At 53.9% G+C, this 17,130-nt stretch carries 16 protein-coding genes; 7 read left to right on the top strand and 9 right to left on the bottom strand.

Translation table 11 applies throughout. From position 1 onward, the window contains the following. The first annotated feature begins 15 nt into the window (after positions 1–15). From ACKWMY_RS05500 to ACKWMY_RS05480, 5 genes are read left to right on the top strand one after another with little or no spacing between them, the layout of a single operon-like run. Entirely contained in the window at positions 16–1,410 is a 1,395-nt protein-coding gene (locus tag ACKWMY_RS05500) for a PTS mannitol transporter subunit IICB (RefSeq protein WP_309046579.1), read from the top strand. Beyond that, the gene (locus ACKWMY_RS05495) at positions 1,407–2,675 is read left to right on the top strand and encodes a zinc-binding dehydrogenase (protein ID WP_024530169.1); all 1,269 of its coding nucleotides are present in this window, start codon (positions 1,407–1,409) and stop codon (positions 2,673–2,675) included. The genes ACKWMY_RS05500 and ACKWMY_RS05495 overlap by 4 nt, the downstream gene beginning before the upstream one ends. A gap of 6 nt (positions 2,676–2,681) precedes the next feature. After that, entirely contained in the window at positions 2,682–3,653 is a 972-nt protein-coding gene (glpX, locus tag ACKWMY_RS05490; RefSeq protein ID WP_409486006.1) for a class II fructose-bisphosphatase, read from the top strand. Next, positions 3,604–4,197 (top strand): MltR family transcriptional regulator, encoded by a 594-nt coding sequence (locus tag ACKWMY_RS05485; RefSeq protein ID WP_306110033.1) that lies wholly within the window; start codon positions 3,604–3,606, stop codon positions 4,195–4,197. Before glpX ends, ACKWMY_RS05485 begins: the two co-directional genes overlap by 50 nt. Continuing rightward, on the top strand, positions 4,175–4,900 hold the full coding sequence (locus ACKWMY_RS05480) for a nucleoside/nucleotide kinase family protein (protein WP_024530166.1): 726 nt from the start codon (positions 4,175–4,177) through the stop codon (positions 4,898–4,900). The genes ACKWMY_RS05485 and ACKWMY_RS05480 overlap by 23 nt, the downstream gene beginning before the upstream one ends. Here ACKWMY_RS05480 and ACKWMY_RS05475 read toward each other — a convergent pair. The 7 genes from ACKWMY_RS05475 to folM form a co-directional block, all read right to left on the bottom strand. Beyond that, on the bottom strand, positions 4,883–5,704 hold the full coding sequence (locus tag ACKWMY_RS05475; RefSeq protein WP_199062592.1) for a trypsin-like serine peptidase: 822 nt from the start codon (positions 5,702–5,704) through the stop codon (positions 4,883–4,885). The two genes, ACKWMY_RS05480 and ACKWMY_RS05475, sit on opposite strands and share 18 nt — an antisense overlap. Before the next feature lie 294 nt (positions 5,705–5,998). Continuing rightward, positions 5,999–6,289 (bottom strand): acid resistance repetitive basic protein Asr, encoded by a 291-nt coding sequence (asr, locus tag ACKWMY_RS05470; RefSeq protein ID WP_024530164.1) that lies wholly within the window; start codon positions 6,287–6,289, stop codon positions 5,999–6,001. Positions 6,290–6,685: 396 nt separating this feature from the next. Further along, a complete protein-coding gene (locus ACKWMY_RS05465; RefSeq protein WP_199062589.1) occupies positions 6,686–7,486 on the bottom strand; it encodes an MBL fold metallo-hydrolase in 801 nt (266 codons plus the stop codon). 71 nt (positions 7,487–7,557) lie between these two features. Beyond that, entirely contained in the window at positions 7,558–9,054 is a 1,497-nt protein-coding gene (locus tag ACKWMY_RS05460) for a carboxypeptidase M32 (protein WP_199062587.1), read from the bottom strand. A 46-nt stretch (positions 9,055–9,100) separates the two neighbouring features. Continuing rightward, on the bottom strand, positions 9,101–10,405 hold the full coding sequence (rstB, locus tag ACKWMY_RS05455) for a two-component system sensor histidine kinase RstB (RefSeq protein ID WP_024530161.1): 1,305 nt from the start codon (positions 10,403–10,405) through the stop codon (positions 9,101–9,103). Beyond that, positions 10,402–11,130: a two-component system response regulator RstA gene (gene rstA / locus ACKWMY_RS05450; RefSeq protein WP_021806502.1), complete on the bottom strand. Its 729-nt coding sequence runs from the start codon at positions 11,128–11,130 to the stop codon at positions 10,402–10,404. The genes rstB and rstA overlap by 4 nt, the downstream gene beginning before the upstream one ends. Positions 11,131–11,201: 71 nt before the next feature. Continuing rightward, the gene (gene folM / locus ACKWMY_RS05445) at positions 11,202–11,924 is read right to left on the bottom strand and encodes a dihydromonapterin reductase (RefSeq protein WP_024530160.1); all 723 of its coding nucleotides are present in this window, start codon (positions 11,922–11,924) and stop codon (positions 11,202–11,204) included. Between the two features lie 120 nt (positions 11,925–12,044). Here folM and ACKWMY_RS05440 point away from each other — a divergent pair, with 120 nt between their 5' ends. Next, complete coding sequence (locus ACKWMY_RS05440; RefSeq protein ID WP_024530159.1) at positions 12,045–12,461, top strand: hypothetical protein; 417 nt, start codon at positions 12,045–12,047, stop codon at positions 12,459–12,461. A 30-nt stretch (positions 12,462–12,491) separates the two neighbouring features. On the opposite strand, the gene ACKWMY_RS05435 is transcribed toward ACKWMY_RS05440, so the two are convergent. Next, the gene (locus tag ACKWMY_RS05435; RefSeq protein WP_024530158.1) at positions 12,492–13,883 is read right to left on the bottom strand and encodes an amino acid permease; all 1,392 of its coding nucleotides are present in this window, start codon (positions 13,881–13,883) and stop codon (positions 12,492–12,494) included. A 230-nt stretch (positions 13,884–14,113) separates the two neighbouring features. Continuing rightward, the gene (ydgH, locus tag ACKWMY_RS05430) at positions 14,114–15,064 is read right to left on the bottom strand and encodes a DUF1471 family protein YdgH (protein ID WP_024530157.1); all 951 of its coding nucleotides are present in this window, start codon (positions 15,062–15,064) and stop codon (positions 14,114–14,116) included. A gap of 538 nt (positions 15,065–15,602) precedes the next feature. On the opposite strand from ydgH, the gene pntA reads away from it, so the two are divergent. Next, positions 15,603–17,129 carry a Re/Si-specific NAD(P)(+) transhydrogenase subunit alpha gene (pntA, locus tag ACKWMY_RS05425; protein ID WP_024486776.1) on the top strand — a complete coding sequence of 509 codons (1,527 nt, stop codon included), beginning with the start codon at positions 15,603–15,605 and terminating at the stop codon, positions 17,127–17,129. Position 17,130: the final 1 nt, after the last annotated feature.

The following is a 17,130-nucleotide window of genomic DNA, read 5'->3' as shown; positions in this document are numbered from 1 at the left end:
TCAAGGATCAATATAATGGCCAATAAAACAATGCGAGCCAGAGTGCAAGCTTTTGGCGGGTTCCTGACGGCTATGGTAATCCCTAATATCGGCGCATTTATTGCGTGGGGATTTATTACGGCACTGTTTATTCCCACTGGTTGGATGCCTAACGCCCACTTTGGGCAACTGGTGGGGCCGATGATCACCTATTTGCTACCGCTGATGATCGGTTCCACCGGTGGCTACCTGATCGCGGAAAAACGTGGCGCGGTGATGGGGGGGATTGGCACCATCGGCGTGATTGTGGGGGCCGATATTCCCATGTTTATCGGCGCGATGGTGATGGGGCCGCTGGGCGGGGTGATCATCAAATATATCGACACCAAGCTGGATAAGCGTATCCCCGCTGGCTTTGAGATGGTGGTCAATAACTTCTCACTGGGGATTGTCGGCATGTTCTTGTGCCTGTTTGCCTACGAGGTGATCGGCCCAGCGGTACAACAGGCTAACCATTTGGTTCGTGCCGGCATTGAATCTCTGGTAGCCACTGGATACCTGCCGCTGCTGTCGATTATCAACGAACCGGCGAAGGTGCTCTTCCTGAATAACGCCATCGATCAGGGGGTGTATTACCCGCTGGGCATGCAGGATACGGCGGTCAACGGCCGCTCGGTGTTCTTTATGGTGGCCTCTAACCCTGGCCCAGGGCTTGGTATCCTGCTGGCGTTTTCGCTGTTTGGCCAGGGTATGAGCAAAAAATCGGCACCAGGCGCGATGATTATCCATTTCCTCGGGGGGATTCATGAACTCTACTTCCCGTATGTGCTGATGAAGCCGCTGATGATCATTGCCATGATTGCCGGCGGGATGGCGGGGATCTACGTGTTTGATCTGATGGGTGCCGGTTTGGTTGCCGGGCCAAGCCCGGGTTCAATCTTTGCCTATCTGGCTCTGACGCCGCGGGGTGGTTTTGCTGGCACATTGGCGGGCGTCGCCGCCGGGACACTGGTTTCGTTCCTGATTGCCGCACTGATCCTGAAAACCGAGAAAAAGCAGGTGACCGAAGACAGTTTTGATGACTCACAGCGGCAGGTGAAAGCCTTGAAAGCTGCGGGCAAGGGGCCGTCACAGCCGATCCGCCACATCGCGTTTGTTTGTGATGCAGGTATGGGCTCTAGCGCGATGGGGGCAACCACCTTCCGTAAACGTTTGGAGAAAGCCGGGGTGCCGATCAGTGTGAAGCACTACGCCATTGAAAATATTCCGCCGGAAGCCGACCTGATCGTGACGCACTCTAGCCTGGAAGGGAGAGCCGACCGGGTGAGCGATAAGCCCAAAGTATTGATCAGCAATTATCTCGGTGACAGCAATCTCGATCGTTTGTTGGAACAACTGGTTGCCACACACTCAGAAAAGGAAGCCGTATGAAAACCCAAGCCGCCGCTATTTATGGCCAAAACGACGTTCGCCTGCGTGAGTTTGAATTACCGCCGCTAGGTGATGATGAACTGTTGGTTAAGGTCATTTCCGACAGTGTGTGCCTGTCTACCTGGAAGGCTGCCAAATTGGGGGCTAACCACAAGCGGGTGCCTGATAATGTTGCCGAACACCCGGCGATCACCGGCCATGAATGTGCCGGGATCATTGAGCAGGTGGGCAATAATCTGCAGCAACGCTACCGGGCTGGGCAACGTTTTGTGCTGCAACCGGCGATGGGATTGCCGAGTGGTTATTCGGCGGGTTACAGCTACGAGTATTTCGGCGGCAATGCCACCTATATGATTATTCCACAGCAGGCTGTGGAGCTAGGCTGTGTATTACCGTATGAAGGCAGCTATTTTGCGGCGGCCTCTTTGGCAGAACCGATGTGCTGCATCATAGGTGCCTATCATGCCAATTACCATACGACGCAATATGTCTATGAGCACCGCATGGGGATCAAACCCGGCGGCAACGTGGCGTTATTGGCCAGTGCCGGGCCGATGGGCATTGGTGCGATCGATTATGCCATCAACGGCAACATCCGCCCTGCGCGGGTAGTGGTTGTGGATATCGACGAGGCACGTTTGGCGCGGGCCAGATTGCTATTGCCGGAAAGCGTAGCGCGTGAAAAAGGCGTTGAACTGGTGTATTTCAACAGCAGCAAGGCTGCCGACCCGGTAGCTGCCTTACGGGATCTGACACAGGGCCACGGCTTTGACGATGTCTTCGTTTATGCTGCGGTGGCCGATGTGCTGGTGTTGGGGGATGACCTGCTGGCTGAAGACGGTTGCCTGAATTTCTTTGCGGGCCCAACCGACAGTGAATTCAAAGTGCCGTTTAACTTTTACAACGTGCATTACGCATCCACACATGTTGTGGGCACTTCGGGTGGATCGACGGGGGATATGTTGGAGGCGCTGCAACTGACCGCTGAAGGCCGCATTAATCCTTCGGTGATGATCACCCATATTGGTGGGCTGGATGCCGTGCCGGAAACCATCATCAACCTGCCTTCGATCCCCGGCGGGAAAAAGCTGATCTATAACTTTGCTACCATGCCGTTAACCGCAATTACCGACTTCCCTGAGCTCGGGAAAACAGACCCATTCTATGCCCGCCTGGCGGAACTGGTGGCTGAAAGCCACGGCGTGTGGAACGAACAGGCCGAGCGTTTCCTGCTGCAACATTTTGGCGTGGAAACAGGGGTATAACTGCCGATGAAATCGCTGGCTTATGACATTGTACGCACCACTCAACAGGCTGCATTGGCTGCCTGGCCGCTACTGGGCTGTGGTGATAAAAATCAAATTGATGGGGTGGCCGTCGCGGCCATGCGTCAGCAACTGAGCGGCATGGCCATGCAGGGGCAGATTGTGATCGGTGAAGGTGAAATCGATCAGGCCCCCATGCTGTATATCGGTGAACGGCTGGGGAGCGGGCATGGTCCGGCTGTGGACATTGCTGTTGATCCTATCGAAGGCACGCGGATGGTGGCCATGGGCCAATATAATGCGCTGGCCGTGATCGCCTTTGCCCCACACAATGCCTTGTTGCATGCCCCAGACATGTATATGCGCAAGATGGTGGTGGGGCCAGGCGCTAAAGGGTCTATCGATTTACGGTTGCCTCTGGAGCAAAATCTGCGGCAAGTAGCGCAGGCGTTGGGTAAGCCATTGTATCAACTGCGCATGATCACGCTGGATAAACCACGTCATGAACTGATTCGCCAACAGGCGCAGGCGCTGGGGGTGAAGATTTTTGCCATTCCTGATGGTGATGTTGCCGCTAGCCTGATGACCTGCCTACCAGGTGGTGAAGCTGACATCATGTATACCTTGGGGGGCGCGCCAGAAGGGGTCATATCGGCCTGTGCGGTGCGTCTGCTGGGGGGAGATATGCAAGCCGAGCTGATCGATTTCTGCCAGGCGAAAGGTGATACACCAGAGCACAGAATACTGGCGCAAGAAGAACGGCGGCGTTGCAGCAACATGGGAATTGAGATTAACACCATTTTGCCGCTCCATGCTCTGATCGCCAGCGATGAGGTGATTTTTTCGGCAACCGGGATAACCAAAGGTGACATTATCGGCGGAATAAAACAAAAAGAGGGGTACTTGAGCACAGAAACCCTTATGATTAATGGTACCGACGGATCGTGTAATAAAATTCATACATTACACTTGCATTGATGGTATCGCAGGACGAATGAAAACGCTGACAGAAGATGAAATAATTGAACAACTGGACGAGCAGGAACAGTTGCTCAATTGGTTACAGAAGGCAAATGAGATTTTATTTTCTGCTGTCAAAACCTATTTGCCACAGGTGTTTGTCAATAACGATCCCGATATACTCGAATATGCGGTAAAGCCATTGCTGGCAAAATCTGGCCCTTTGGACAATATGGATGTCTCCCTGCGCTTATTGTACGCGTTGGGGAAAATCAAAAAAACCGTTTATGCCGATATCATCTGTCTTTCACAATTTAGCCAGCATGTGCAGGCGGAAAATAGCTCACTGAGCTTTCATGATGAAATGACCTTTGATTTTATTGCCAACCTTAATGCCATTACGGAAAACGAACAGCTTTTCAGTGCGATAAGAAAGATGAAGTTTTCCAGCTTTGAGGTTTTTAATACCGAGCGCTACGGCAACATGATTAAAACCGGATTAACGCTGGCGGTGACTTCGCTGTTAAAGGAACTGACCAATGAAAATAGCGCTAACTGTTAATGGGCTGACGATCGATGCCTTTTTTACCGATGAGGAGGTCGAGCAGGTACATTTACCTTTACTGCGCCTGTTGGCCCAAAAGCAGCAGCAAAAGGGGGCGCGCCTGGTGGTATTTCTGGCGGCACCTCCCGGCAGTGGTAAATCGACGCTGACGGCCTTCTGGCAGCATTTATCGGCACAGTGTGATGAATTACCGGCATTGCAAACTCTGCCGATGGACGGCTTTCACCGTCCTAACTCCTGGCTTGATGCGCAAGGGTTGCGCAGCAAGAAGGGAATGCCAGAAACCTTTGATCGTCAGCAGCTCGAGTTGGCGTTGGCTGCACTCGATCAACCACGTCCATTCTGGCCTAACTACGATCGCGTGTTGCACGATCCGGTGCCCAACGCTATTGAGGTGACTGCGTCGGTAACGATCGTAGAAGGTAACTGGTTATTGCTTGATGAACCAGGTTGGCGCGATCTGGCACGCCACAGCGACTTAACGTTATTTATTCAGGCACCAGCACAGCAACTGCGGGCACGGCTGATCGAGCGTAAAATGCGTGGTGGTTCAACACTGGAGCAGGCCAGTACTTTTTACCAGCAAACCGATGGGCCAAACGTTGATAGGGTATTGCAGCACAGTTTGCCTGCCACCATTACCCTCCTGTGGGATAACGGTGGCCTGCGCTGTTCGGAGGGGTTATTTACCGGCGGCTAACAGATCTAAAGCATCGCGAATGCCGGTAACTGACAGCGCGCGGTTATCGGCACGGTAGCGGTCTTGTGCGGCGGGTGCAGAACTCTGGATAGCGATAAGTCGCCAACCTTCGGCGGTCTTCAATATCAATGGAGAACCACTGTCACCGGGTAAGGTATCGCACTGGTGTGATAGCACGCCCTGTTGCGCCCAACCGGTGACTTTACAATTTTGATGGCTGTACAAATCGTCCAGATGATCTTCCGGATAACCGGCCTGGGTGACCAGGCGCTTTGCCAGCTTTAAGGTTTGCGTTAACGCTTTTCCGTCACCTTGCCATAATGGCAACGGTTTAATCGCCAGCGGCTTGTTATCTTTTAACCTGATCAACGCAAAATCATACGCTGCCGCCGCCGGTGGCACGATCCAGCCGTCGCCATCCGCCTTCAGCTTCTTGCCTAATGACTTATCAACCAGCGTTTCGATATTTTCCGTCTGGTATTGCCAACCTTTACTGCCGGAAACAAAGCGCAGCGCAACGGCCTTATCAAGATTGCCGGGAGGGGCCAGTACGCAGTGGCCTGCGGTGAGCGCCAGATGGGGAGAGATCAGCGTAGCGGTACACAGATTACCACTGGCGGTTTCTACCTGACCAATGGCCTGCCACGGCCAACCGCTGGTTTCGGTCACTTTAATACGGTCGTCTTTGCCAAAAAACAGACGGGTTTGATCGGCCGCGGACGCCTCGGAAGGGCTATCAGCATGCGCAGAATGGGATAAAACCAAAGGAAATGAGCACAACAACATTAAAACAGGGATGCGCATAGGTTTGCCTGACAAATTCGGATCATCCATAGTCACACTGAATGCTAACTATAGACTGATTTAGCCGCTGTGTAGATGGTCGGCGATTGATTTTCCGATAATTTCCTGAGAAAAATCGGAGATTACAGATAAAAAAAGCTGGCGATGAGCCCGCAAACGATCAGGGTGCCAAGGATGATTTCGAACCGATAGCGACGCAGCATAGACAACCCCCCCATGAAAAAACACCCGGCGAACCGGGTGTCGGACAAATCTTACCAGAACAGGTGAGGGGTGCCTCACACCGGTTGACTATCAGGCAGCTGGGGTTGCTGCTTTCTTGCTGGATTTTTTGTGATGCTTTTTAGCTGCCTGAGCTTTCTGGGCCGGGGCTTTTTTGCCGCTGGCTTTGTGGTGCTTTTTGGCTGCTTGAGCTTTTTGCTCGGTGGTTTTCTTCGCGTGATGTTTTTTCACGTGAGTGGTTTTGGCCGGCGCAGTCTGAGTAGTGGCGGCTGGTGCAGCAGCAGGAGCGGCAGCTTCAGCGGCGAACGCGATAGATGACAAGCCCATTGCAGCGGCAACAACCAGAGCTAATACTTTTTTCATCGGTAGATCCTCAAATGTCTGTTGGTTTGTAACCCCACTGCGGGGCCGTTGAAATAATCTTATGCAAACCGAGGATTACTTTCCGTGAGTGATTGGTTTCGGCGTGTAACCTAATGTACGAGTGCCTGGGGGAGGGAGCGTTGCTGCTTTGCAGGCCGTGATAGCTAGCATATTTGTGCTGCTGTCACGGATGATGCTGAACACCGCCACGCAGTGCGTGTATCAAAATAAACTAAATTAGTTACAACATACATTGACAGTTGTGCAAACTTCTCTCCTGTGGCACCAGTGCTGTAGGAGAGAACGTACACTATGCAACATCCGCAGGCTTAGTAGGTAGAAATAGGGCAGGATACTATTACGGCAGGCATGCCGGGGCGCAATGCCCCGGAAGATTTACGCTAACGTAATCCTATCCCCCGTCGCCGGGCTAATCGTATTAGGCAACCACAATTGCCCCCAAGAACCGGTGCAATGGCAGCCCATTACTTTCTCGGGTTTGATTTGTTTGAGAAAACGCTGTACCTGCAATAAGCGTAGCGGAGAGGCATATCTCAGGTGAAAGCCGCCAATCAGCGCGTGGATCTTATCGATACCGGTGATCTTCTGGCAGTGCCGCACAATATTGATTATTCCCCGGTGGCCGCAGCCAGTGATGATAATCAGACCGCGGTCTGATTTATAAATCAGCACTCCTTCATCAGCGACGTAATCAGGGGACTGTTGGGCATTTTCAATAATGCCGTAGGCTTTGGGGGCAGGCACCTCGATTTCACCGGACCAGAAGAACCGCTCACTGATTTGCACCGGGGTTCGGGTCAGCTCCATGGCGTGGCGCGAGTAATCCACTTTCGGCGATAAACGTTTGATTTTCTTTACGCGGCCCAGAAGATTAACGGCGGCATAGCGCACCTCTTGCACGCCGGGGTGGCAAATTATTCTGCTGTTATCGGGCAACCAGGGTACGCCACCGCTGTGATCGTAATGGCCATGAGAGAGCACGGTAGCGGTCAGGTTGTCGAGGTTAATCCCCATTTGGGCAGCATTCTGTAAAAAACTGCCGTCCGGCCCGGTATCAAAAAGCACGCTGTCTGATTCATCCTGAACTAACAGGCTCAACCCGGCTTTGGCGATTAACGCTTTATCCGCCCCGGCAGCTCGACGGTTTTCAAGTAACACATTGATGGTTAAGGCCATGTGGACTCTGTTTTGCAAAACCGTACGTTAAGCTATACCAGCAACGCCTTAACGTACGGAGGGTTCGGAGATTACAGGTAACGGCTTTCCAGATGCCGGCGGAAATAGCTTGGGTCTAACGTTTTACCCGTGGCGTTAGTGATCAACGTATCGGTAGGGTAACGGCTGGCGTGACGCCAGATATTTTGCTGTAACCAATGGAATAGCGCGGTTAAATTACCGGCAGCAATATCTTCGCTCAGCTTGGGCATTGCGCTGCGAGCACTGTCGAACAGTTGGGCCGCATACATGGCACCCAAGGTGTAAGTTGGGAAGTAACCAAAGGCACCGTCCGTCCAGTGGATGTCCTGCATACAGCCGTTGCGATAATCGCCCACGGTATCCAGGCCGAGGTAGCTGTGCATCTTCTCATTCCACAGTGCCGGAATATCTTCTACCTCGATCTCGCCCTCAATCAACGCACGCTCGATTTCATAGCGCAATATCACATGGGCAGGGTAGCTGACCTCGTCGGCATCGACGCGGATCAGGCCAGGTTTCACCCGCTGATTAAGGCGAATAAAGTTGCTCTCTTCCAGGGCCGGTTGTTCTCCAAACTGATTGACGATCAGCGGCCGCAGGACTTTCAGGAAGTCACTACCGCGAGCCAGCTGCATTTCAAAGAACAGGCTTTGTGATTCGTGGATCGCCGTCGACCGAGCTTGTGCCACGGGCTGGCCCAGCCACTCACGTGGCAGGTTCTGTTCGTAGCGGGCGTGGCCGGTTTCATGCACGATGCCAAGCAGCGCGGTAAGGAACTCTTTCTCGTTGTAGCGTGTAGTGATACGCACGTCTTCCGGCACGCCGCCGCAGAACGGATGAGCACTAACGTCAACCCGGCCACCATCAAAGTCAAAGCCGAGCAGCTTCATCACGCTCAGGCTCAGCTTACGCTGGGTGTCGACATCGAACGGACCTTGCGGGATCAGGCAAGGTTCTTGCTGCTGTTTGGCGACCACCTTTTGCAATAAATCGGGCAGCCAGGTTTTCAAATCGCCAAAGATACGGTCGAGATCGCTGCTGCGCATTCCTGGTTCATACAGATTGAGCAACGCATCATAACGGCTGACGCCCGCCGCCTGTGCGCGGATCTGCGCTTCCTCACGGCTCAGTGTAACCACCCGGCGCAGATTATCGCTAAAGCCTTCCCAGTCGTTGGCCGGGCGTTGTACTCGCCAGGCATGTTCGCAGCGCGCACCTGCAAGGGATTTGGCTTCGACCAGCGCTTCTGGCACCAGCACGGCATTATCGTACTGGCGGCGCATTTCGAGCAGGTTGGCACGGTCAAATTCATCTAGCGCTTCTTGTTGCGCGCGGTCGAGCAGTTCACCCGTTTTCTGTGCCGTCAGGATTTGATGCTTCAACACGCTCAACTCCGCCAAGGCTTCGGAACGCGCCTTATTGCCACCCGGTGGCATCATGGTTTGCATATCCCAACCGCTGATGGCCGATAGATGGTCAAAACGTGAAAGGCGGGTGAATAGGGCGCGAAGTTGGCCGTAGGCCGTAGAGGATGATGCAGATGTCATTTGTTCAACTCCATAGTGGATCCGTTGAGCCAACGGGGCCGGATCGTTATGCCGGCTCTATTTTGGTATCAAAAAGGGGTTTAATCGGCCAGCAGAAGCGGAAACTGGCGCCGCCCAGCGAACTGGCCTCCACAAAGACCTGGCCTTGATAGGCCACGGCGATGGAATGCACGATCGCCAATCCAAGCCCGCAGCCGCCGGTAGCGCGATCGCGGCTGGGGTCGAGGCGGACGAAGGGTTCGAACACCCGTTCGCGTTCTTCTGGAGGAATGCCTGGGCCGTCGTCTTCCACCTGCAGGCATGCAGCATCGCCGTCAAACCACAGGCCGACGCGCAAACGCCGTTCGCAATAGCGCAGGCCATTGTTGACCAGGTTGTCTAACACGCGCTCCATCAGCCGCAGATCGACACCGCCAAAGTCACCGACATGCGGGATATTCAGCTCAATCTCGCGCTCTGGGTGGATCAACTGGATATCGGCCACCTTATCCTGTAGCCAACTGGGCAAATCGATTGGCTCAATATTCAAGGCTACCTGTGGTCGATCCAGACGCGCATAGGTCAATAGCTCGTCGATCAGGGATTCTAGCTGGCCGATATCCCGATTTAACGCCTGCTGTTCGCCTTCGGTCAGGTTATCGCTCATGGCCAACCGGTAGCGCAGACGTACCAGCGGAGTCCGCAGCTCATGGGCAATACCGTCAATCAGCTGTTTTTTACTGACGATCAGCGTGTTGACGTTATCGGCCATCTGATTAAAGGCGACGCCAAGCCGGTAAAGGCTCGAGGTGGGGACAAAGTGTGTACGTTCATCGAGATGCCCGGCCCCCAGACGTTGGGCGGCATTTTCCAGTTTCAGCAAATCTTGCCAATGCGGGCGCATCCACAGGAATACCGGTAGGGCCAGCGACATGCCGATAAAAATCAGCAGCACCAAATCCAGGATGCGCATCTGGTGCAGATAAAAAAGATAAGGGATGGGGCCAACGACCAGCACGTAATGGCTGCGTGGGATGCGCTGCATGAAGGTATAGCGGTCGTCCAGTGCGATGATCTCCCCAAGGCGCAGCCGCTTGGTGAGGTCCTCACTCAGGTTCTGCTTGCCGAGCGGCTCGATATGCAGTTTGAACGACAGGTTTAAATCCAGGGTGGCGATGGTTTTGTTCCAGTCCTTTAGCGGGATCTCCCGCAGCTCGCTGCGCATCAGATACAACGAACTCTTCATCAGGTCGTCCATCGATTGGCGCCCGGCACGTTCGGCGGTGACTTTGTATACCAGGCCAACCAGCATCGCCATCACCAGAAAGCAGACGAACAGCAGTAAAAAGAACTGCACGAACAGTTTTCTCATTGTTGCACCGATGCCCAGGCGTTAGGAGCAAAAAGATAGCCCTTGTTGCGCACGGTCTTGATGCGAAACGGTTCCAGAGCATTGTCATACAGCTTGCGGCGCAGGCGTGAGATGGCCACATCGATGCTGCGATCCATACCGTCGTAGCTGACGCCGCGCAGGTTTTGCAGCAACGCTTCGCGGGCCATGATTTGCCCGGCATGGGTCGCCAGCTCCCATAGCAGATCGAAATCTGAGGTGGAAAGGGTGACGATCTCTTCCCCCAGCGTCACCTGGCGGTTGACCGGGTCGATGCACAGCAAGCCAAAATGCACGGCATTATGCTGGGTGATGTTCTGTGTTTGCTCTTCTTTTGGCTGGTTGCCACCGTGTTGGCGCAGGTGTAAACGCAGGCGAGCCAGCAGCACCGCAGGTGGTGTAGTTTTCAGGATGTAGTCATGCGCACCCATTTCCAATGACAGGATGTGATTCATATCGCTGTCCAGTGAGGTGAGCAACACGATCGGGCCGGGATAAACCGGGCGCAGATCGCGGCATAGCGTCATGCCGTCCTTGCCGGGTAGCATGATATCCAGCAGCACCAGGTCTGGCTGTTCCCGCTCAATACAGGCCTGTGCCGTATCGCCGCGGGGTTCGATGATGACGTCGATGTCATGTTTACCTAAATAGGCGGCAATCAGTTTGCCTACTTCAGGATCGTCTTCTACAAACACAATTTTAGTCATAATAGGGTGGTTTTATAGGAAAAACGGCATTCAGCATAGCGCGCTGCTCGGTGTTGCGCCATGCCCATTATTTAACGCAGTGGTCGCCCACCGTCTACTCCGTGAGTGCGTCCGGTAACGTAGCGGCTGCCCATCAGATAATCCACCAGGTTGACTACCTCACTTTCCCCTGGGGCGATCTGCATCAGGGATTTGGTCAATGCCTGTTGGCGATAGGCTTCATCGTCACCGGTGTTGAACATAATTAATGCTGGTGCGATAGCATTCACTTTGACGTCGGGGGCCAATTTGCGGGCAAAGGATCGGGTCATATTATCCAGCGCGGCCTTGCTGGCGGCATAGGCAATGTGCTTGTCGCTGCCTTTTTCTACTACATAATCCGTCAGATGGATGATATCGGCACCGGCTTGCCCCTGGCCAAGCAGGCAGGGTTCCAGCAGTTGGTTCAACAGGTAAGGAGTGTAGACGTGGATCTGGAGCATTGAAGCCATCACCTGTTCCGGTGGCGTTTCCGTCGATTCTGCCAACCAGGCGCTGGCATTATGGATCACGGCGCGCAGCTTTGGGGCAACCTGTTTTACCTGATCGGCAAAACGATAGATCCCTTCATGGGCAGAGAAATCGCCCTGCAGGCAGATCGCGCCAAGGTCTTGGAGTTCGGCTAATGCAGGGTATTCACTGCGATAGGCAATAATGACTGGAACGCCACGCTGTAAGAACGACTTGGCCAGAGCCAGCCCAATTCTGCGGGCACCGCCGGTGATCAACACAGGGGCCGAGTTGTGAGAGACCATCGAGTAAAGCTCCTGAGCAAACTGGCAAACATTAAAGGAATTATGCCATTATACGTCAGAAAGCGGATAACGCTTGCCATCGATGACATTTCAGCACTGGCCACCAGAAGGGTAACGAAGATGAACAACGATCATCTTGCATTCGTCGCGCGCAGTGAGAGAGTCTGTTTTGACTATACCCATTTTTTATCGGCCTCCTGCAAGAAGCAGTGGCGCTTTATCGATGCAATTTATGGGGTGATGCCCATCTTTGGCATGGTAGTGAAATCGCGCGTGACAGACTCACGCTCGCGCCAGGATCAGTTGAAAGAGTTGGCGTTACAGGTGGTTTCGACGCAGGTCAGCGATGAGGTCAACATTATTCGCCTGATCGATCTGGCCCGGCAACAGCAGTTGGTGGTGTTTGATATTCAACTGCCGTATCCGCTGGCGGCGGAGCAGTTGGCTGCCATTGAGAAAGAGTGTGGTGAATCGATAGTGGTGATGCAGGTCGGTGAGCGGATCACCATTAACGCCCAACCGATGGGGGGAAATTAACCGGGTGAATCACCCGGTTAATTAGGTCTATCAATGCAACATAAACCATCCGGCAGGGAGGGTTGCGGCCAGCAGTAGCATAACGGTGCTTTTCTCTAGCCGGTTGAGCAATTTCACGTCCTGATGCCCACTGCGGGCATACATAAACACCAGCAAGCCAGGCGCATACAGCAGTACCGACATCAACAGGTGCATCAGGCCTGAAGCATAGAGTAGCCACAGCCCATAAAGGCAGGCACCGCTGGCAGCGAAAATCAGACGCTTGTCCTGCCGCTGACGGGCTACCTTGAACAGGAAGGCCCCCACCAGGAAATACGGCACCAGGATCATCTCGGAAGCGATGGTCAGCAGCGAGTTGTAGTTGCTGCCGGTCAGCCAGATAATCACCAGCGCAATTTGCACTGCACCGTTGGTTAACCACAAAGAGGCGGACGGGGCATGGTTGCGGTTTTGCTTGCGGAAAATTTTGGGGAAAGCGCCGTGTTGAGCGGCCAGTAAAGGCACTTCAGCCGCCATGATGGTCCAGCTTAGGTAAGCTCCGCAAACCGAAACGATCAGACCGGTGGCGATGATCACATCACCCCAAGGGCCGATCAGATCAACCATCAGCACCGCCATTGACGGGTTACGCATTTCCGCCAGCTCACTACGCGGCACCACGCCGAGCGACAGCAGGGTGATCACCAGATACACCGCCAAAGCGGAAATCACGGCCAACATGGTGGCGCGGCCAACGTCCTTTTTCTGCCGGGCACGGGCGGAAACCACCACAGCACCTTCAACACCGATAAACACCCACAGGGTGATCAGCATGGTGTCTTTAACCTGCTGCCAGACTGGCGTACCAAGGGCAACGCCGTGGAAGTCCAACGTGAAGGTATCCATGCGGAACGCGATAGCGGCCAGCACGGCAAACAGGCCGAGCGGCAGCAACTTGGCGAGGGTGGCCACCAGATTGATGCTGGCCGCCGTTTGCACGCCGCGCAATACCAAGGCATGAACGATCCACAGCAACAAGGATTCGGCGATCAGCGCTTGCCAGGTATTGCCATCGCCCAGGATCACCGTGCCGCTGCGGTCTGTAAACAGGCTCAGTGCAGCAAACACGATCACCAGATAAGAAACGTTGGCGATCACCGCACACAGCCAGTAACCCCACGCAGAGCAGAAGCCCACCAGTTCGCCAAAGCCTTCTTTGGCGTAGGTGAAGATGCCACCATCCAGGTCGGGGCGCAGGCGGGTCAGTAACAACATGGCAAACGCCAGGAACAGAATGCCGACGCCGGTGATGGCCCAACCAATCAGCAAGGCCGCCGGGCTGGCAACCTCGGCCATATTCTGCGGCAGGCTAAAGACGCCTGCGCCCAGCATTGAGCTGAGCACCAAGGCGGTTAACGCGGTAAGACCAAGTTTTCTTTCCAATGATGGATCCCGAGACAGAATAAACAACTATGCGTTCCGTGCAGGCCAGCCATAACGTCATGGCAATTACCGCAAGGGCAGGCAATGGAGCTAAAAATTGGCGCAAATTCTAAGGGGAGATGCTTGCGGATGCAATGATTGGTTATGCGCGATGGGTAAAAACTTATTCAGCAGCGGTATAAAAAAAGGGCTGCACAGTGGCAGCCCTTCGATCGAGGTGACAGCAGGGATTATTTGAACAGATCGGCGCTGACGGTCAGGTTGCCGCCGCTCTTGTTCTGCCACTGGCGCGTCACATGGTAATACTTGGCGCCTTTCTCAGCGGCACGCTTCGCCACTTCGGTGGAAACGTCGGTCATGCTGTTGAAGTGGCCGGTAAAGGTCACGGAATCAAACGGCACCATCTGCGCGGCGGTGACGTTATTCACTTCCTGGATCTTGGTCCCGTTAGGCAAGGTTACAGTGTAACGCTGACCGGTAGACGTCTGAGTTTCGAAGAAGCGGCCAACGTCGCGGGCTGGCGAGCCGGAAGAGGCGACGCCTGGGATCTCGACCTTGGCGGCTTCTGCACCACCAGCAGCCAGCATGGCTTTACCGGCTTCAGAATCGGCAGGCACGGCATCCGGGCTCTGCACCACACGTTTCGGCGCATCGGCTTTATAGATGAAAGCGGTGATGAACTGGTTGCCGCCCTGGTTGGCATCTACCTGACGCACGATAAAGAACGAGGCAGCGCCTTTTTTCTGTGCGGCTTTGGTGATGGCATCGTTGATGTCTGGCTGGCTGCGGTAGAAGCCGCTGACGGTCACGGTATCGTAAGGTTCAAGCAGGAAGGCTTCGTCTTTTGGCAGCTCTTTCACGCCGTTAATCACGCGGTACTTGGTCTCTTTGCTGACTTCTGGCGCATCTTTATGATAAACGTCTGCGGTGACGCGCCAGTTGCCGCCGTTATTACCGTTGTTGATATCCTGGATATAGAAGGCGTCAGCCCCCATTTTATCTGCACGGCGGGATACGGCATCGGCAGCTTCGTTGATAGCGTTGAAACGGCCGGTAATGGTGATGCGATCAAACGGCTTGATGGCCGCTGCTTTCTCAGGAGTTAACTCTTGCGCGGCATGCACAGACAGCGCAGTAAGTGATAACAAGGCTGATGCGATGATCGTGGTCTTCAGCTTCATAAAAAATCCTTTCGCCAAGCGCAGTAACGTTTATAACGTGCTGAACAGTTTAGGTGTAATTCAGCCGCAGATTATGCCATGTAACCTTGGCAGGTGTCTCAGCATTTTATGTGATGCGATGCGACAAAGCTGAGCCGCACTAGGTGAACCACATTGGGCCAACAGGTTATAAGTTTCAATAATAAAGCGTTTAATCTCATTAATGTTAATTATTCACAATTTTATAACTTTTATGCTCGCTGTCCCCGGCTGACAGGAAATGGCCTAGGCCAGGTTCTGCACAATAGTGCGCTGAAAAGGGGCTTCAGGGCAGTTTTTGCATCCAGATTTGAGATTTGTCATGGCCTTAGCTGCATTTTTATGTAAAAACTGACGGGTAAACGTAAGCAATTATGGATCATCGATCACATTTTCAGTAGGTTATAGGTGGCACCTTAATTTGCAGACAGGCAAGGCTGATAAAAAACTTGCCAGCCGGTGCTATCGCTATGGGTAAGACGATAATAAACATCATCAGAACAGGTGAGAAGGGAACATTATGCGTATTGGTGTACCAAGAGAACGGTTGGCCAATGAAGCCCGAGTTGCAGCAACGCCGAAAACGGTAGAACAACTGCTGAAACTGGGCTTTACCGTCGCGATCGAAAGCGCGGCGGGAAAACTGGCAAGCTTTGAAGATGCAGCTTATCAAGCCGCAGGGGCGACAATTACCGATACAGCCGATGTGTGGCAATCGGATCTGATCCTGAAGGTTAACGCACCTCTTGAGGAAGAAATTGCGTTAATGCGTGAAGGCAGTACGTTAGTCAGCTTTATCTGGCCTGCACAAAATCCAGAATTGATGGCGAAGCTGGCGGCCCGTAACGTGACCGCTATGGCCATGGATTCCGTGCCACGTATTTCACGTGCGCAGTCCCTGGATGCACTGAGCTCAATGGCCAATATCGCTGGCTATCGCGCTATCGTTGAGGCAGCGCATGAGTTCGGGCGTTTCTTCACCGGCCAGATCACCGCAGCCGGTAAAGTTCCCCCGGCCAAAGTGATGATCATTGGTGCTGGGGTTGCTGGCTTGGCCGCTATCGGTGCGGCTGGTAGCCTGGGGGCGATCGTTCGCGCCTTCGACACCCGCCCGGAAGTGAAAGAGCAAGTGCAGAGTATGGGCGCAGAATTCCTCGAGCTGGACTTTGAGGAAGAAGCAGGCAGCGGTGATGGCTATGCCAAAGTGATGTCTGAAGCCTTTATCAAAGCGGAAATGGCGCTGTTCGCCGCCCAGGCAGAGGAAGTGGACATCATCGTGACCACGGCGCTGATCCCTGGCCGCCCGGCACCAAAGCTTATTACCAAAGAGATGGTGGCTTCCATGAAGCCGGGCAGCGTGATTGTCGATCTGGCCGCGCAAACCGGTGGTAACTGTGAGCTGACCGTGGCCGACCAGGTGACCATCACCGAAAACGGCGTGAAGATTATCGGCTATACCGATTTACCGAGCCGCTTGCCGACCCAGTCCTCACAGCTTTACGGCACCAACCTGGTGAACCTGCTGAAGCTGTTGTCGAAAGAGAAAAACGGCGAAATCGATATCGATTTCGAAGACACCGTGATCCGCGGTGTCACCGTGGTGCGCGATGGCGAAGTTACCTGGCCAGCACCGCCGATCCAGGTATCCGCGCAGCCGAAGCAGGCTGCCGCTGCACCAATCGAGAAAGTTGAAAAGAAACCAACCTCACCGATGGTGAAATACGGCCTGATCGCGCTGGCGATCATCCTGTTCGGCTGGTTTGCCAATTCGGCACCGAAAGAGTTCCTGTCTCACTTTACCGTGTTTGCGCTGGCCTGCGTGGTGGGTTACTACGTGGTCTGGAACGTCAGCCATGCATTGCATACCCCGTTGATGTCGGTCACTAACGCGATCTCAGGGATTATCGTGGTCGGTGCGTTGTTGCAGATTGGTCATGGCGGCTGGGTGAGTTTCCTCTCCTTTGTCGCGGTACTGATCGCCAGCATCAACATTTTTGGTGGATTCACCGTCACTCAGCGCATGCTGAAGATGTTCCGCAAAAACTAAG

The sequence above is a fragment of the Serratia sp. J2 genome, assembly GCF_046269175.1.
Classification (GTDB): domain Bacteria; phylum Pseudomonadota; class Gammaproteobacteria; order Enterobacterales; family Enterobacteriaceae; genus Chania; species Chania fonticola_C.
This window is presented reverse-complemented; position numbering and strand designations above follow the sequence as displayed.

Coding starts and splice junctions, on each gene's coding strand:
- ACKWMY_RS05460 (WP_199062587.1), bottom strand. CDS start 9,054: ATGACATCTGCATCATCCTCTACGGCCTACGGCCAACTTCGCGCCCTA.
- pntA (WP_024486776.1), top strand. CDS start 15,603: ATGCGTATTGGTGTACCAAGAGAACGGTTGGCCAATGAAGCCCGAGTT.
- ACKWMY_RS05485 (WP_306110033.1), top strand. CDS start 3,604: ATGGTACCGACGGATCGTGTAATAAAATTCATACATTACACTTGCATT.
- ACKWMY_RS05480 (WP_024530166.1), top strand. CDS start 4,175: ATGAAAATAGCGCTAACTGTTAATGGGCTGACGATCGATGCCTTTTTT.
- asr (WP_024530164.1), bottom strand. CDS start 6,289: ATGAAAAAAGTATTAGCTCTGGTTGTTGCCGCTGCAATGGGCTTGTCA.
- ACKWMY_RS05475 (WP_199062592.1), bottom strand. CDS start 5,704: ATGCGCATCCCTGTTTTAATGTTGTTGTGCTCATTTCCTTTGGTTTTA.
- rstB (WP_024530161.1), bottom strand. CDS start 10,405: ATGAGAAAACTGTTCGTGCAGTTCTTTTTACTGCTGTTCGTCTGCTTT.
- glpX (WP_409486006.1), top strand. CDS start 2,682: ATGAAATCGCTGGCTTATGACATTGTACGCACCACTCAACAGGCTGCA.
- ydgH (WP_024530157.1), bottom strand. CDS start 15,064: ATGAAGCTGAAGACCACGATCATCGCATCAGCCTTGTTATCACTTACT.
- ACKWMY_RS05440 (WP_024530159.1), top strand. CDS start 12,045: ATGAACAACGATCATCTTGCATTCGTCGCGCGCAGTGAGAGAGTCTGT.
- ACKWMY_RS05495 (WP_024530169.1), top strand. CDS start 1,407: ATGAAAACCCAAGCCGCCGCTATTTATGGCCAAAACGACGTTCGCCTG.
- ACKWMY_RS05465 (WP_199062589.1), bottom strand. CDS start 7,486: ATGGCCTTAACCATCAATGTGTTACTTGAAAACCGTCGAGCTGCCGGG.
- rstA (WP_021806502.1), bottom strand. CDS start 11,130: ATGACTAAAATTGTGTTTGTAGAAGACGATCCTGAAGTAGGCAAACTG.
- folM (WP_024530160.1), bottom strand. CDS start 11,924: ATGGTCTCTCACAACTCGGCCCCTGTGTTGATCACCGGCGGTGCCCGC.
- ACKWMY_RS05500 (WP_309046579.1), top strand. CDS start 16: ATGGCCAATAAAACAATGCGAGCCAGAGTGCAAGCTTTTGGCGGGTTC.